This is a genomic window from Salinimonas lutimaris, from assembly GCF_005222225.1.
GTDB lineage: Bacteria > Pseudomonadota > Gammaproteobacteria > Enterobacterales > Alteromonadaceae > Alteromonas > Alteromonas lutimaris.
Genome location: NZ_CP036536.1, coordinates 3,296,006 through 3,311,624, shown reverse-complemented (window position 1 = coordinate 3,311,624; position 15,619 = coordinate 3,296,006). Strand labels below are relative to the sequence as shown.

The following is a 15,619-nucleotide window of genomic DNA, read 5'->3' as shown; positions in this document are numbered from 1 at the left end:
CAGGGCGCTGGAAAAAAATGCTGATTTTAGGCTAAAGGCTAAGTCCGGCGGTTTGCGCAACCCCTCCCCATTGTCTACGTTTACAAAGATCTCCTGATTTGTCAGAGATGGCGTTATTACATGATTTAGGAAAATTTATGCAATGTGGAATTGGCCTGTTTCTGGGCCTGATAGTTGCGTGTTGTTGGCCACTGAGCGTGCTCGCTCAGCAGACGATGTCAGCACAGCAAAATCAGCCTGAGGTATTATCACTGCCTTTCATAGTGCAACAGACTATCGATAATAACCCCGAAGTCAGAGCAACATTTAATGCATTTGAACAAGCTGGTCTGGATGTCAAAATAGGTCAGGGGGCGTGGCGGCCAACTGTCGATGTAAACGCATCTTCCGCGTTTGTAGACCGTAACTATGGGCAGGACCAGGATTATCCGGCACATGAAGTGAACATTGCCTTATCCCAGTTATTGTATGACGGCGCTTTTACATCCAGTAATATTCACAGCCTTAAACAGGGGCAGGTTGTCCGTTTTTATGAATTTCAGTCACAGTTAAATATATCGGTACAGGATGCGGTCATTGCGTATCTTGATGTTCTTCAGTTCAGAGAACTACTGGATATTGCTGAAGAAAACCTGAAAACTCATATCAGTGTTTACAAACAGGTAGAAAAAAGTGCATCAGCGGGGGTGGCCCGTCGGGCTGATTTAGAGCAAATCAATGGCCGGCTTTCGCTGGCTGAATCAAATGTCATTACTGAACAGTCCAACCTGCATGATGTATCTGCCCGCTTTTTACGGATTACCGGCATCGTGGCAGACCGGCCGCTTCAGCCGTATCAGCCTGCAGTGGCAGACCATGTTGATATCGGCATTACCGATACCTTAACCCGTGCGTACACCACCAACCCGGATCTGCTGGCGGCAATCTACAATATTGATGCCAGCCGCTATGAAATTGAAAGCGCAAAATCCAGATATAAACCCAGAATTACTTTCAATGCCAGTTACGGCACGCAAAGTCGTGATGAAGCCGGTTTAAATAACTCTATTACAGAGGCCCGCGCCGGTATCAACCTGCAATATAACCTGTATAACGGCGGCCGCGATAAGCGTCAGGTATCGGCGGCGGTGTTGCGGGTAGAGCAAGCCAAAGATCTGCGGGATAAAGCCTGTCGCGATATGCGCCAGACCATTCAGATAGCGCATAACGACATTGTTAATCTGGATAGCCAGATCCCCTCACTGAATGAACACCGTTTGTCTTCAGCGCGAGTTCGTACCGCTTATATGGGGCAGTTTAAGCTGGGCCAGCGCACACTACTTGATCTTCTGGACTCGGAAAATGAGGCTTATGAATCGAGCCGGGCATACACGCAGGCTCGATACACACAGTTTAAAGCGGTGATCCGGCTGCTTGGGTCAAAAGGAACCTTATTACAACAACTCGATATGGTGCGTGAATCCTGGCCAGATCCGATGCAGCTTGCAGAGCGTCCGGTCAACTACGATCCCCGTTATATTTGCCCGGCGTTAAATCCCGGCCACCTTACTATAACCGGTAATATCCTTACTCAGGATGATGATGGTGATGGGGTCACCAATGTGTGGGATGACTGCCCTGAAACTGCCCCGGATACCCGTGTTGATATGGATGGCTGTGCCGTAAACAAGCCTGCTGCGGTGATACCGCAAGCACAGGCAGGGACACCCGCAGAGACGCTGTCGCAGCTAGACAATATTGAGGTAGAAAAGCAATTTACGCTGGATATCCGGTTTGCGAAAGATACCGCCTCATTTGTGCCGGGCAACATTGCTCAGTTACCCGCCCTGGTAGCTATGCTTAACGATGACCCGACCAGGGCTGTCATTATTGAAGGTCACACCAGCGCTGATGGTCCGGCTGCCTATAATCTCAAACTGGGTCAGCAGCGTGCAGACTCACTGGCAAACTGGCTGACCCGGGAAAATGGCATTGATGCTGCCAGAGTCATTGCCGTGAGCCACGGCGAGCAGCGCCCGCTGCGGCCCGGTAATAATGAGGATGCATATAGTGTAAATCGGCGGATAGAGGCTAAAGTTATAAGTGCTGAAACTCTGAACACTGTGATTATGTAAGGACCAGTATGCTTATGCATTACTCTTCTGCTGAAAGATTAGATACCGCCTCCGACGGCGGTGTGCTGATGGATTGTCTGGAAGCGATTTGTGCCATTCATCACATTCCGTTTTCCCGTCTGGCGGTGCTCACAGGGTTACCCTTAAATAATGGTGAATTATCTCCCAAAGCACTGGCGCGAGCGGCTGCCAAAGCCGGCTTTCAGTCGCGCTCTATGCGTCGCAATATTGACGACATCAATCCTGCACTGTTGCCTGCCATCCTGATTCTTCATGATAAAAAAGCCTGCGTGCTGGTCTCGGTAGACACTAACAATAATACCGCAGAGGTGGTGTTTCCAGAGATGAACGACTTGGTGGAAAGCGTGCCGCTTAACACCGTGAGCGAGCAATTCACCGGATATGTGATTTTTGTTCGCCCACAGCAACATGTCACTAACCGCAAAGAGCGACTGGATAATAGCGGGCAGGGCCACTGGTTCTGGAGTGTGGTGAAAACAACGCACAAGCTCTACCGGGATGTGATTATCGCCTCCATTTTTATCAGTTTACTGTCGGTGGCATTGCCGTTGTTTGTGATGAATGTGTATGACCGTGTGGTGCCCAATGCCGCGCTCGAAACCTTGTGGGTGCTGGCTGCCGGTGTGTCGCTGGCACTGGTGGCAGACCTTGCCCTGCGTTCACTGCGCTACTATTTTGTGGAGCTGGCCGCCAGCAGAATTGATGTTAGCTTGTCAGCCAAATTGCTGCAAAAAGTCATGGGGCTTTGTTTTACTGAAAAACCCCGTTCAACCGGCGCGCTGGTCAGTTCTTTAAATTCATTTGAAGCAGTGCGGGGCATGCTCAATTCAATCACCATTGTGGCTATGGTGGATATTCCATTTGCGTTTGTACTGCTTAGTATCATTTTTGTGGTTGATGCCTATCTAGCCGGTATCGTACTGATTGGTGGCGCGCTAATAATCGGTTACGGCTTTTATGTGCAAAAAGTGATGAAAGATCTGGCGACCGATTCTTTGGAAATCGGCTCTCGCAAAAACGGACTGATGACGGAGGTGGTCGGCGAATTTGATGATGTCCGTTATTTCGGTGCGCAAAACCATATGCAGTATCACTGGGAAAAGCAGTCTATTTTTCTGGCCAAGGTGAATGCCAAACTCAGACTGCTGGGCAGTTCGGTAGGTAACCTGGCGTCGGTGGTTCAGCAAGGTGTTGGGGTTAGCATTATTATCACCGGTGTGTATTTAGTCGTCGATGGTGTTATTACTCAAGGGGCCCTCATTGCCGCCTATTTGTTGTCCAGCCGGGTGATGGCGCCGCTTTCAGCCACCGCCGGACTGATTGCTCAGTTCCACCATGCAAAATCGGCCATGGAGGCGCTTGATGAGCTGATGGGCAAGCCCGAGGAGTCACCTGATCACGCCCAGTGGACGCAACATACCGATATTCGCGGCGAAATTGCCTTTAGTAACGTCGCTTTTGCCTATCCATCACAACAGGTCAATGTATTGAATCAAGCATCGTTTACCATCATGCCCGGTGAAAAGGTCGCAATACTGGGCAAAAACGGCTCAGGAAAAAGCTCGGTGAATCGTATGCTGATGAAAGCATACCGGCCCAAGCAGGGACTTATCACCCTTGATGGCATTGATTTGCAACAATACGAGCCCAACGCTCTACGCCGGAAGATTGGCTATATGCCCCAGGATTTTCAATTGTTCTCCGGCACCATGAAAGAAAATCTGTCTATCTTTAACGATGAGATTCATGAAGACGACTTGTGGCATATGGTGAAGGAGGTTGGACTGCTCGAGTTTATCAATAAACACCCCGAAGGCCTGCATATGCAGGTTGGCGAACGGGGACTGAATCTCTCTGGTGGTAAACGCCAGGCAGTGGCCCTGGCCCGGGCTCTCATTCGGGACCCGTCAATTTTCATTCTTGATGAACCGACCTCGGCAATGGATGCGGAGCAGGAAGTCAGAATCAAGACCTTGCTACAACGCTACACCAAAAATAAAACACTGATTCTCAATACCCATCGAATGGCCATGCTTGATCTGGTTGACCGGGTCATTCTGCTGGATAAAGGCAGAGTTGTTGCTGACGGGCCCAAAAACGAGGTCATGGCACAGCTGGCAAAACTGAATCAGCAGACCCGTAAAGTGGCAGGAGCAAATTAATGTCTGAAGCCAGTTTACTCAAAAAAGCCGTACGCAACTGGATGGCGCCGCCGCCGGATTATGACTGGGTACTGGAAGCCGAATGGGCGCGTATTCAGCAAACGCCAACCAAAGCCAAACGCATGCTGTATGTGATCATCGCAACCATTGCAGGCTTTTTGATCTGGGCCGCACTGGCTATTATCGATGAGGTGGCCCGGGGAGAGGGGAAGGTCGTGCCGTCACAAAAACTACAGGTTATACAGTCGTACGACGGCGGCATGGTACAGGAAATACTGGTTCGCGAGGGGCAGCTGGTAGAAAAAGGTCAGGTTCTGGTCCGGGTCGATCCCACCCGGTATGTGTCTTCGTTACAGGAAAATGCCACGCAACAGATTGGGCTGCAGGCAAAAATCGCCCGGCTTCAGGCGCTGGTGAACAATACACCACTGGTATTTTCTGCCGGACTTGAACATACCGGCGGACAAGTGGTGGCATCAGAGCGCTCCCTGTATCTGTCGAACCTGGACGAGCAGCAAAAGCTGGCCAGAGGGTTTGACAGCCGTATCGCACAGCGGCAACAGGATTTGGCCGCCGCCCGGGCGGACCTGTCCCAGTACCAGCAATCAAGAGAACTGATTAAGCAGGAGCTGGCCGTGACCCGGCCCTTGCTGGCATCCGGCGCGGTATCTGAGATGGATATACTGCGGCTCGACCGGCAGCTGGTAGAGCTTAATGGCAGTGTTGACCGGACGCTGGCGGCGGTTGAGCGTAGCCTGTCGGCCATTGCCGAAGCACAGTCGGCGCAGGAAGAAGCCGCAATTAAAGCCCGGAATCAGTGGAGCCGGGAACTGGCCGAGGCGACCTCCAAGCTGGCAGTGCTGGCCCAGTCAAAAACCGGTCTGGAAGATGTGGTTGCACAATCTGAAATCAGAGCGCCGGTGAAAGGAACCGTGCAGCGCTTACTGTTTAATACGGTGGGTGGGGTGCTCACGCCGGGTAGTCAGGTGGTTGAGCTGATCCCACATGACGATCAGCTCATCGTGGAAGCTAAAATATCGCCCAAAGACATTGCCTTTATTCAGTACGGACAACAAGCCATCGTCAAGTTCAGCGCCTATGATTTTTCGATATATGGCGGCATGCAGGCCAGAGTCGAGCATATCAGCGCTGATACCGTGACCGATGAAAAAGACAATACGTTTTATATTGTCAGACTACGTACGATGAGCAGCCTGAACCAGCAGGCGCTGGAGATTCTGCCTGGCATGACCGCCCAGGTGGATATTGTCACCGGCGAGCGTAGTGTGATGGATTATTTGCTTAAACCTATTCTTAAAGCAACCTCATCGTCATTATCGGAGCGGTAACATGACACAAGCTCTGATCTGTAATGAGCCCGCCCGTTTGGCGTTAATTGAAGCCAGCGCGGTGCACTGCGCCGGACCGGATGAGATACCGGCCAGCTGCACGGTCTGCTGGGTCAGTGGACGGCGACATGACTGGCCACAGTTGCTTACCCGTTTAAAAAACCTTGGCATCACCAGCGTGCTGGTTAGCCCGTTGTTGCAGGAAAGGGAGATGCAACTGGCTTTTCTGGCCGGCGCCCGGGGCTATTGTGGTGAAACGATATCCCGCCGGCAAATGGATAATATCTTATCTACGGTTTCTCAGTCGGGGATCTGGGTGCCTGAATCCCTGCTGGTCAGAGTCGTAGGTAATTTGGCCGCAATGGCCGAATTTAAGCGGCATGAACAGGATGAACATACGCTGACAGAGCGCGAAAAAGAAGTCACCAACGGTATTCTGGATGGCCAGAGTAATGCTGAGATTGCCGCCCATATGCGCATTACCGAGCGCACGGTTAAGCAGCATATTTCTGCCATTTTACGAAAATTCGGGGTCAGGGATCGGGTCGGCCTGTTACTTAAACTCGGCCATTTTGAAAAATTGTCTTAACTGAGGGCGGTATTCTCCACCATGACACTGAATAAACAGCTTTGGCTCACCATTATTACCGTTGTTCTGATGAATGCCGCTATCAGTTTCTGGCTTTTATTTACCTCCGCCAGACAAACCTTTGAAGAGCAGCTTTATCTTAAAAATATTGATGATGCGAACTCGCTGGCTATTGTACTGACCCAGTCTGATAAAAACTCGGCGTCGATTGAACTGCTGATTGCTGCAAAGTTTGATGCCGGGCATTTTTCCCGGATTGAACTGACCGATACCGAAGGCGAGGAGTTGTTTAAGCTGACTTACGAAAATAAGCAAACCAATGTTCCAGGCTGGTTTAAAAGACTGGCAGAGTTCAATATTCCGGCGGGCACCGCGCAGGTTGCCGACGGCTGGAGCCAGTTTGGTACCTTGTATATTGAGAGCCAGACCTCCTTTGCCGTTGAGATGTTGTGGCAGCGGTTTAAACGCTTTGTAATCAGTATGCTGGTGATTACCTTGCTGGTTGGTGCGGCAGGGTCGCTGATTCTCAGATTTATTCTGCGACCGCTCAGTAATATTGTGTTTCAGGCAAATAGCTTTTCACAGCGCAAATTTATCACTATTGAAAAGCCCGCCACGCGGGATTTTGAAAGGGTGGTCAATGCTATGAATACGCTGGCAGAACGCTTTAAAACGATTGTCGTGGAGAACAATACCCGGCTGGAAGATGCCCGCTTTCGCAGCCAGCACGATCTGGTCACCGGCCTGCCCAATATCAATGCCTTTTTCACCCAGCTTGAATCTCAGTTACGGTTTCGTGACAAAGACGGCCAGAATGTTTTACTGGTGCACAGTATTGCCAGCGAACTGTACGATATTCAAAGTACGCTGGGGGATGAATTTTCCCGGGCCATCAGTGAATTTTCGCTGCGTATCGCGCGTTTTTACAATACACACAGCGATTTATACACCGATATCCGTCTGGCTCGCATCAATGAAACCGACATTGCCATATTGCTGACAGATGCTGCACTGCTGACCCGGATTCAGCAGATGCTGGAGCAGGATTCGGCATTTAGTCATGGGTTACCGGTGGGAGAGGACCAGCAAGCCTGCATATGCAGCGCCGGCGTTTACCTGCATGCCGATGAAGCTAGTTTTGAGATCATGGATCGGGTGGACGGACTGCTTCAGCAAGCGCAAAACCGGGAAGAGTTGTTACCGTTTTGTCTGGAGGAGAGCCCTGCACACGCCCTGCAGGTTAACAGCCAGAACTGGACACAAATCATTGATACCTTGCCGGACAACCTGACCTATCATCAGGCAGAATTAAAAAATGCCCGTGGTCAGGCAATCCATTATCAATCCTACTTTACGCTGCAACATGCCGGACATGATCGCAACATCAGCTTTATTGCCCGCTATGCCCGTGAGGTGGGGGACTTGCCAAAAGTGGATTTAGCGGTGGTTGAGCATGCTCTTGCACAGCTGGCTAGCCAGCCGGAGAGCAGAATTTCTGTGTTGTTATATCAGCAAACCATTGTTGATGACTCGGCAATGGACAATCTGTTGACCCTGCTGGACAGCAAGCCGGATATAGCAACCCGGTTATGTCTTGAGTTGCGTGAAAGCTCAGCAGCGCTGTATAAGCAGGCTTTCAGGCTTTTTTGTGAAAAAGTGCGGGAGCGGGAAGTCAGCGTGGGGCTTAAACGGGTGGGAGAAAGTTTCTCGCAAGTGGCCGATATTCATGAATACGGTCTGGAATATATCAAGATCGACAGCGCCTATGTGTACGATCTGAAAAATAATCAGAGTAATCAGACCTACCTGCGCGGGTTATCCGATTTAGCTCACTCTCTGGGCATGAAAGTCTATGCTGATGGTGTGTGCTCTGTGCAGGATGAAAATATCTTGTTTGAGGCCGGGTTCGACGGCGTTATTTCGCTGTCCTGACCGGGTATTTCATGCGTAGACGTCCGTTGTTTGGATTAACCCGGCTCAGGCTTTACGGGCTTATTATGGTGGTGATGCTCAGCATGACCGGCTATGTCAGCTCTACCGGCTACCTGACCGTCGACCTGTCGGCTTTCTGGCAACGGGTGGGGCAGCATGGAGGTCAGGCAGGTAGCGAGGCGCGCATTGCCATGGAAGAGGGCATTGAGCAGCAGGATTCAATGACCGAGCCAGAAAAGCTGGCGTGGGTAAACCGGTACTTTGAGACCTGGGTCACTTATCAAACTGATGATGTGGTATGGGGACAAACCGATTACTGGGCATCTCCGGCAGAGTTACTGGGCCGCGGGCAGGGCGATTGTGAAGATTACGCGATTGCCAAGTATCTGTTTTTGCTGGAAATGGGAATTCCTCCTTCCCGCCTTAGGCTGATTTATGTTAAAGCAAAAATTGGCGGTCGTCGCAGCACCATCACACAGGCGCACATGGTGTTGGGATACTACGCGACCGCCAACGCCGAGCCCCTGATTCTGGACAGCCTGATTGGCGATGTGCTGCCCGCCCGTCAGCGCACCGACTTGTCGCCGGTTTTCAGCTTTAACTCTGATGGTATCTGGTCGGGTGGGGCTAAAAAATCGGTGGGGTCGCCTACCGCCCGGCTTTCACGTTGGCGTAACGTGTTGCAGAAACTCAGCGCAGAGGGCATTCAGCTTAAGCAATCATAGGCGTAAAAAAAGAGCAGTCACAGACTGCTCTTTTCAGGCTTCATGGAAAAGTAACGATTACTGCATATCAAAGCGGTCAGCGGTCATGATTTTGGTCCAGACATGAACAAAATCATCGACAAATTTCTGGTTCGCATCGGCAGATGCATACACTTCGGCAATAGCCCGCAATTCTGAGTTAGAACCAAAAATCAGATCTACCGGCGTAGCGGTCCATTTCTGCTTGCCGCTGCTGCGATCCACACCATGATAAATGCCATCCTGGTCGGCTTTTTCCCACGTCGTGGACATATCCAGCAAGTTGGTGAAAAAGGCATTATTCAGCTGCCCCGGAGTGGTAGTTAATACCCCATGCTGCATTCCCTGGTAGTTAGCATCCAGTGCCCGCATCCCACCTAGCAGTACGGTCATCTCAGGCACACTTAAACCCAGCAAATCCGAACGCTCAACCAGCATTTCGGTAGGCGACTTCCAGGCATCATCTGAATAGTAATTTCTAAAGGCATCCGCTTTAGGCTCCAGCCAGCCAAATGATTCCACATCAGTCATTGCCTGAGAGGCATCCCCCCGACCCGGGGTAAACGGTACGGTAATCTCATAACCTGCCTGACTGGCGGCTTTTTCAATGGCCGCCGCCCCGCCAAGCACAATGGTGTCGGCCAGTGAAATTTTGGTCTTACCTGCTTTTTTGTTAAACGCTTTCTGAACTTTTTCAAGTTTCATCAGCGCGTTATCCAGTTCTTTGGGGTTATTGACCGGCCACTCGTTTTGCGGCGCCAGACGGACCCGGGCACCATTTGCCCCGCCACGCATGTCTGTTGCCCGGTAGCTGGAAGCCGAGGCCCACGCGGTACGCACCAGCTCTGGCACGCTCAGGCCGCTGTCCAGAATACGGGCTTTAAGATCCTTGATCTGTGCATCGCTGACCAGTGTGTAGTCGACCTCAGGAACAGGATCCTGCCATTTGAGCACTTCTTCGGGCACTTCATCGCCCAAATAACGGGCGCGGGGGCCCAGATCCCGGTGATTCAGCTTAAACCAGGCTTTGGCAAAGGCCAGTTCAAACTCTTCGGGGTTATCTTTAAAGCGCAGGGCAATCTTACGAAACTCAGGATCTTCTTTCATCGCCAAATCGGTGGTGAACATGATGGGAGCATGGCGTTTTCCCTCAACATGGGCATCAGGCACCATATTTTTGGCTGATTCGGCATCCGGAACCCACTGGGTAGCGCCGGCCGGGCTTTTGGTTTTCACCCAGTTAAACGAAAACAGGTTCTCCAGGTAATTGGTGGTCCACTGGGTGGGTGTCACAGTCCATGCCCCCTCAAGGCCCGAGGTCATGGTATCTTCGGCATTGCCCTTACCACACGAGTTTTTCCAGCCCTGGCCCTGTTCTTCAATACCGGCTGCGGCCGGCTCTTTGCCCAGACAGTCTGCTTTTTTAGCGCCGTGGGCTTTACCAAAGGTATGGCCACCGGCAATCAGTGCCACAATCTCTTCATCGTTCATGGCCATACGCCCGAAGGAGTGACGGATATCCTTGGCAGCAGCAATTGGGTCCGGATTGCCATGGGGGCCTTCAGGATTGACATAAATCAGTCCCATTTCAACCGCCGCCAGCGGGCCTTTCAGTTTACCTTTTTTATTGCGGCGCTCATCGGTCAGCATTTTGGTTTCCGGCCCCCAGTAGACCAAATCCGGTTCCCAGTCATCCTCACGACCGCCAGCATAGCCAAAGGTTTTAAAACCCATATCTTCCAGCGCCACATTGCCGGTCAGGGCCATCAGATCAGCCCAGGAAATACTGCGTCCGTATTTTTGTTTAATGGGCCACAACAGGCGTCGGGCTTTGTCCAGGTTTGCATTGTCAGGCCAGCTGTTAAGCGGGTCGAAACGCTGCTGACCGCCACCTGCACCACCCCGGCCGTCAACCACCCGGTAGGTACCGGCAGCGTGCCAGGCCATACGAATAAAGAAGGGGCCGTAATGACCATAATCGGCCGGCCACCAGGGCTGTGAGGTGGTCAGCACATCTTTGATATCAGCTTTTACTGCCTGCAGGTCTAGCTGATTAAACGCTTTGGCATAATCAAAATCATCACCATAAGGGTTAGATTTAATATCATGTGCGCGCAGCGGGGAAAGGTTTAGCTGGTCAGGCCACCAGAATGCATTACTACGCACTTCACCGGTGTCGCTGGTGACCGTTTCGGCAGCCATCAGTGATACAGGGGATAATGCCAGACTAACAGCGGCGGCAACCGTCATTACTCGTTTCAACATGTTAGATTCCTTAAGCAGTTATTTTATTATTTACAGCTATTAGTGCGCTTTTAAGGATTGTTGAAAACAGTGCAAAGTGGAAATGTATAAAATAGATTAACTTAATCGAAAAGTTAATAAAACGTTACAAGGGCTGGCGGGCAGCCCTTAGTGTGTTGTTTAGCCGAGCTTTTTATCTACTTTGGTCTTCAGTTCGTCAATTGCTTTATGGCGGCCTTCATCGGCCAGGGGACGATCCGGACGAGGCGCTGCCTGACTGGCTTTTTCCAGATAGTGTCTGGCTTGTTGGTAGTCACCGTCGTCAAACAAAAATTCGGCATAGAAAAAGTTGGCATCAATGCCTTGCGGGTTCACCTCCAGTGCGCGTTTAAACAGGCTTTCGGCTTCATCATCATCGCCAAAGCTGACCGGCCAGCCCGGGACTTTATGATACAGGGTGGCCAGACTGGTTAGCGCTGAGCCCTCAAGAACGGTCTCGTCCAGTTCAATGGCACGTTTAAAGTTATCTCTGGCGGCTTTGGCATAATCCAGCGCGCCTAGTCCGCCTTTGGCTTTTGCCGTGCTGGCCTGAACAATCGCCAGCCAGGTCAGACTGGCGGCATCACCAGGGTTATTTGCTACCCGTTGTTTGGCGGTATCAACCAGGGCCTTAAGTGCATCCAGTTGCTTATCTTCCGGCATCTGGTAACTAATTTGCGCCCATTGTTGCTGGATGTCGTGAACGGTGTTGCTCTGGGCCATTGATGCTGAAGTACTCAGCAGGCCGGCCAGACAAACGGCAATTACGGTTTTTTTCATTATACTGTCCTCAATGTGTTGCCAGGTAACGTTTAATGGTTGGTAACTGTTTTATCAGGGCGTTATCCACCAGGCCCGGAAATGCACCGTTAATCCGGGCAAATAACTTTTCCGGAAAACCGATAAAGCGCCTTGCAGAGTTGTTCTGCAGTTGGCTTATCAGCGCATCGGCCACCACCTGCGGAGCGTCCATCTGGTTGCCCAGTGCTTTATTCATATTGACCATAGCATCGCTGTTGATACTGGTTTGGGTTGCCCGGGGGGCCAGATAGTAAATCTGCAACGGCGAATGGGCATACTCTCTTTGTAAGCTCTCGGTCCAGCCGCGCAGGCCAAACTTAGTGGCACAATATACTGAATTGCACGGATAGCCAATACTACCAAAGGTAGAACCGACATTGACGATAACGGCTTGTTTTAGAGTCAGAAACTGATCAAGTAACCGTAAAGTCAGCTGCATCGGCAGAGCCAGGTTCGTATTCATCAGTGTGGATAGGGTGGCCGGGTGCATATGATGAAATTCACCGGTAACATTACACCCAGCGTTGTTAATCAGCATAGAAACCTGATGACGCCGGGCTGCTTCTACCACCTTTTCCATGCCCGCCGGCTCGTTCAAATCAGCACAGAGCAAAATATGCTTTCCGGGCAGAATATTGTGTAGCTCTGCCAGTTTTTCCTGGCTGCGGCCGGTCAGCAGAAGCGTAACTCCCCTGGCCGCCAGCGCCTTGGCGATCTCTTTGCCGATACCGCCGGTTGCGCCGGTCAGTAGACAGGTATGGTGTTGCCAGTAAATAGTCATCATGCCACCTGAGATGTGAGTGAAGGAGCATGCAGAGTATGAAAAATATTGCCGTACAGCTGAAAGAACATACGGGCACTATGCACAATCATATCCTGCTCATTAAGGTCGGTAATCTGATTCATCAGCTTTTCGAAAAAAACGATGTGTTCCTGATCCAAAGAGCCATGTGATCGCAGATAGCTAAACGCCTGCGGGGGCAAGTCCAGCTTTTCTTTTATGTGCCCGGCGGCTTTGTCCGCCAGCGCAATACTGGTTCCTTCCAGCACAAAGACCATGCCGAAAAAATACAGCGGACTTTTTCGGGCTATGCTGTCATAGGCGTAGGCGACCATCAGTTCTGTGGCAGCCGCAGGCTGACTGGCGCGCACCGCCTCTTTATCTCCTCCACAGGCGGCAATATCGTTAAGCACCCATTCCTGATGGCCCAGCTCTTCTTCGATATATTCTGCGATAGCGGCTCTGAGCCATTCCTGATCATCCCGCACTCTGGCGCCGGCTGACATAAGTAACGGAACAGTATGTTTTACGTGATGATATGCCTGGGTCAGAAAAGCCTGATATTCATCAACCGAGATCGCGCCGTGAAAACAGCGCTGAATAACCGGTGCACTAAGCATATACTCACGCTGAGCCTGAGTTTCCTGCTGAAGACGTTGATATAGATTCATATTCATTACCTCAATGGATTACTGCGCCACCGCTGTCAGTGGCTGAGTCAGATGCGAAAAGTGTTGCAGCGCGACCTTGCGGCGCACCTTGCCGTTGCTGGTTAAAAGTTCACTGGTACTGGCCAGGGCCGGAACCTGATGGTAATGGCCAATGCGGGCATACTCAGGTAGCTCGCAATTAATCTGATTCACTGTTTTTTGCACGCTATCCTCACCGGTATCGGGATGACGTAAGGCCAGAAGGGCCGACAATTCAGATTGCCCTTCACCAAAGACCAGCACCTGTGCGAATAAACCGCTGGCCAGCAGACGGGCTTCCACCCATTCGGGAGAAATATTACGGCCGTAGGAATTAACAATCATGTTACTGGCACGCCCGCTGACATGAATAAATCCGGCGTCATCGATATGACCCAGGTCGCGGCTGCGAACTTCCCGGGGATAAAAGGTCTCAGGCTCATTCAGATAGCCTGAAAATAAGGTTCCCCGCATTACCAGTTCATCGTTATCAACGCTGACCTGATTGTGCGACAGAGGTTTACCCACACTGGTGAACCGGTTGTCTGAGGGGGTATTGAGTGTGGTAACCGAGACGCATTCAGACAGCCCGTAACCCTGATAAACCGGCAGCCCGGCCAGCTGCGCCTGCTGCAATAAACCGGGGGCGACCATGGCCCCGCCTACGGCGATAAAAGATAAACTGGACGGTGCCTGCCAGCCTTGTCTGATTGCGCCAAGCAGTAATATCAGTAGCTCAGGAACCAGAATCAGTGTTTCAGGTTGCTGCTGACTGAGCAGAGCCGGTAATTTATCTGGCGCCGACAGCCGGGCGCCGCTAAAACCACGGGTTGTTGCACGACTTAGCCAGATACAGCCACCGGCCATCAGTGGCGCGTAGACGCCGGCAATATTTTCCAGCAGCGTTGCCAGCGGTAAAATGCAGGCATGTTGTACCTGCTCAAAGCGCAGTGTGCTGACCAGTGATGATGCCACCTTGTACTGCACATCAGTGGTCAGACACACCCCTTTGGGCGTCCCGGTTGTGCCTGAGGTAAAAGTGATTTTTGACGTACCCTGAGGAATGTAAGCGGCAGCAGGACAGGCATGACGCTGCACGTAAATACCATCAAACGGACTTTCGCTGTCGGTAAATGACGGCACTGAGAGCGGGATGTCACTGAGCAAGGTATCGCATCCGCTGGAAGCCAGCAGATAGCGGCGCTGCTCAGGGGTGAAAAAAAGCGGCACCGGAATCAGGATGATATCGGCGTACTGACAGGCTAAATCAAAAAATACCCAGTCAGGCGTATTATCGGCCAGCAGGGCAACGGTTCGGGCCCTGATGCTCTTTAGCCAGTGCATACGCTCCCGGACTTCGTGCAAGACCTCCTGATAGGTAAACTGTAAATGTTCAAAGCGAATTGCCGGGCGTTCAGCCCACTGCGTAAAATTGATCACAGGGCCAGCTCCAGTTGTTGAATTAACGGCGAAATATCTGCGCAGTAGCGTGCTAAATGTCGCAGTAATAAAGGTTGTTGCTGAAGCAGGATTTCAACATCGCGGAGCGTCAGCACCACTACCTGCGGTGAATGGGTATAGTAACTTCCCCAGGCGGCGGCCTGCTCAGGTGTCAGGGCTCGGGTTGATGCCTCAGCCAGAGTGTGCAGGTGCAGCCCATTTTGCGTCAGCAACGTACGCAGCTGAGCCGTGGCGGTGAATACCAGTGTGCTAACCCCAAGTCTGGCCAGCGCCAGCCCTACGCCCATAAACAGGGCAAGGGTATATCTTGACCCCCGGCTAAACAGATTGCCCAGCTCAACAATCCGGCCTTCAGCTGACGGAAGGCCCAGACTATCCAGACGACAAGTCAGTGAGTCGGAAAGATAGCGGATGGAATAAAACTGAGCAGGGTCAGACTCTATGCCAAGCACCGCCTGGCAGCGAATGCCTGTCGTGACCATCACCGGCAGAAAGTGCGTGATCCGGGCCTGATAATACTGCAAGAAGCCGGCTGCGACGGCTTGCTCAGCATCAGCCCGAAACGGGCTGTGCGCGGTGGATACGATATAAGGCATGGCCAGCGTGCCGGGCAATGCCGGCGACGGTTGGTTGCTGACCAGGTTTGTACTGCGTTGACTGAGCGACATAAGACTACCTTTGGTAAATCAGATGT

The 15,619-nt window shown here is 51.6% G+C and carries 12 protein-coding genes; 6 read left to right on the top strand and 6 right to left on the bottom strand.

The genetic code is table 11. From position 1 onward, the window contains the following. The first annotated feature begins 215 nt into the window (after positions 1–215). The 6 genes from EZV72_RS14630 to EZV72_RS14605 are packed head-to-tail and all read left to right on the top strand — an operon-like array spanning position 216 to position 8,892. The gene (locus tag EZV72_RS14630) at positions 216–2,114 is read left to right on the top strand and encodes a TolC family outer membrane protein (RefSeq protein ID WP_137167922.1); all 1,899 of its coding nucleotides are present in this window, start codon (positions 216–218) and stop codon (positions 2,112–2,114) included. Between the two features lie 8 nt (positions 2,115–2,122). Beyond that, positions 2,123–4,297, top strand: a complete 2,175-nt coding sequence (locus EZV72_RS14625) for a type I secretion system permease/ATPase (protein WP_232364433.1) — start codon at positions 2,123–2,125, stop codon at positions 4,295–4,297. Beyond that, positions 4,297–5,646 carry an HlyD family type I secretion periplasmic adaptor subunit gene (locus EZV72_RS14620; RefSeq protein ID WP_137167921.1) on the top strand — a complete coding sequence of 450 codons (1,350 nt, stop codon included), beginning with the start codon at positions 4,297–4,299 and terminating at the stop codon, positions 5,644–5,646. The genes EZV72_RS14625 and EZV72_RS14620 overlap by 1 nt, the downstream gene beginning before the upstream one ends. A gap of 1 nt (position 5,647) precedes the next feature. Beyond that, entirely contained in the window at positions 5,648–6,235 is a 588-nt protein-coding gene (locus EZV72_RS14615) for a response regulator transcription factor (protein ID WP_137167920.1), read from the top strand. 21 nt (positions 6,236–6,256) lie between these two features. Then, complete coding sequence (locus EZV72_RS14610; protein WP_137167919.1) at positions 6,257–8,167, top strand: bifunctional diguanylate cyclase/phosphodiesterase; 1,911 nt, start codon at positions 6,257–6,259, stop codon at positions 8,165–8,167. A gap of 11 nt (positions 8,168–8,178) precedes the next feature. Further along, positions 8,179–8,892 carry a transglutaminase-like cysteine peptidase gene (locus tag EZV72_RS14605; RefSeq protein ID WP_232364432.1) on the top strand — a complete coding sequence of 238 codons (714 nt, stop codon included), beginning with the start codon at positions 8,179–8,181 and terminating at the stop codon, positions 8,890–8,892. Positions 8,893–8,949: 57 nt separating this feature from the next. Here the strand turns inward: EZV72_RS14605 and katG are convergent, their stop codons facing one another. From katG to EZV72_RS14575, 6 genes are all read right to left on the bottom strand, one after another. Beyond that, positions 8,950–11,175, bottom strand: a complete 2,226-nt coding sequence (gene katG, locus EZV72_RS14600; RefSeq protein ID WP_137167918.1) for a catalase/peroxidase HPI — start codon at positions 11,173–11,175, stop codon at positions 8,950–8,952. Positions 11,176–11,334: 159 nt separating this feature from the next. After that, positions 11,335–11,973, bottom strand: a complete 639-nt coding sequence (locus EZV72_RS14595; protein ID WP_137167917.1) for a tetratricopeptide repeat protein — start codon at positions 11,971–11,973, stop codon at positions 11,335–11,337. Between the two features lie 10 nt (positions 11,974–11,983). Beyond that, positions 11,984–12,778, bottom strand: a complete 795-nt coding sequence (locus EZV72_RS14590) for an SDR family oxidoreductase (RefSeq protein ID WP_232364431.1) — start codon at positions 12,776–12,778, stop codon at positions 11,984–11,986. Next, on the bottom strand, positions 12,775–13,446 hold the full coding sequence (locus tag EZV72_RS14585; protein ID WP_137167916.1) for a TenA family transcriptional regulator: 672 nt from the start codon (positions 13,444–13,446) through the stop codon (positions 12,775–12,777). The genes EZV72_RS14590 and EZV72_RS14585 overlap by 4 nt, the downstream gene beginning before the upstream one ends. A gap of 18 nt (positions 13,447–13,464) precedes the next feature. Next, positions 13,465–14,904: an AMP-binding protein gene (locus tag EZV72_RS14580; RefSeq protein WP_175405133.1), complete on the bottom strand. Its 1,440-nt coding sequence runs from the start codon at positions 14,902–14,904 to the stop codon at positions 13,465–13,467. Then, a complete protein-coding gene (locus EZV72_RS14575; RefSeq protein ID WP_137167914.1) occupies positions 14,901–15,593 on the bottom strand; it encodes a thermostable hemolysin in 693 nt (230 codons plus the stop codon). Before EZV72_RS14575 ends, EZV72_RS14580 begins: the two co-directional genes overlap by 4 nt. Positions 15,594–15,619 lie beyond the last annotated feature (26 nt).

Excerpts from the sequence above, each read along its gene's own strand:
- EZV72_RS14630 (WP_137167922.1), top strand. The coding sequence starts at position 216 with ATGTCAGCACAGCAAAATCAGCCTGAGGTATTATCACTGCCTTTCATA.
- EZV72_RS14625 (WP_232364433.1), top strand. The coding sequence starts at position 2,123 with ATGCTTATGCATTACTCTTCTGCTGAAAGATTAGATACCGCCTCCGAC.
- EZV72_RS14620 (WP_137167921.1), top strand. The coding sequence starts at position 4,297 with ATGTCTGAAGCCAGTTTACTCAAAAAAGCCGTACGCAACTGGATGGCG.
- EZV72_RS14615 (WP_137167920.1), top strand. The coding sequence starts at position 5,648 with ATGACACAAGCTCTGATCTGTAATGAGCCCGCCCGTTTGGCGTTAATT.
- EZV72_RS14610 (WP_137167919.1), top strand. The coding sequence starts at position 6,257 with ATGACACTGAATAAACAGCTTTGGCTCACCATTATTACCGTTGTTCTG.
- EZV72_RS14605 (WP_232364432.1), top strand. The coding sequence starts at position 8,179 with ATGCGTAGACGTCCGTTGTTTGGATTAACCCGGCTCAGGCTTTACGGG.
- katG (WP_137167918.1), bottom strand. The coding sequence starts at position 11,175 with ATGTTGAAACGAGTAATGACGGTTGCCGCCGCTGTTAGTCTGGCATTA.
- EZV72_RS14595 (WP_137167917.1), bottom strand. The coding sequence starts at position 11,973 with ATGAAAAAAACCGTAATTGCCGTTTGTCTGGCCGGCCTGCTGAGTACT.
- EZV72_RS14590 (WP_232364431.1), bottom strand. The coding sequence starts at position 12,778 with ATGATGACTATTTACTGGCAACACCATACCTGTCTACTGACCGGCGCA.
- EZV72_RS14585 (WP_137167916.1), bottom strand. The coding sequence starts at position 13,446 with ATGAATCTATATCAACGTCTTCAGCAGGAAACTCAGGCTCAGCGTGAG.
- EZV72_RS14575 (WP_137167914.1), bottom strand. The coding sequence starts at position 15,593 with ATGTCGCTCAGTCAACGCAGTACAAACCTGGTCAGCAACCAACCGTCG.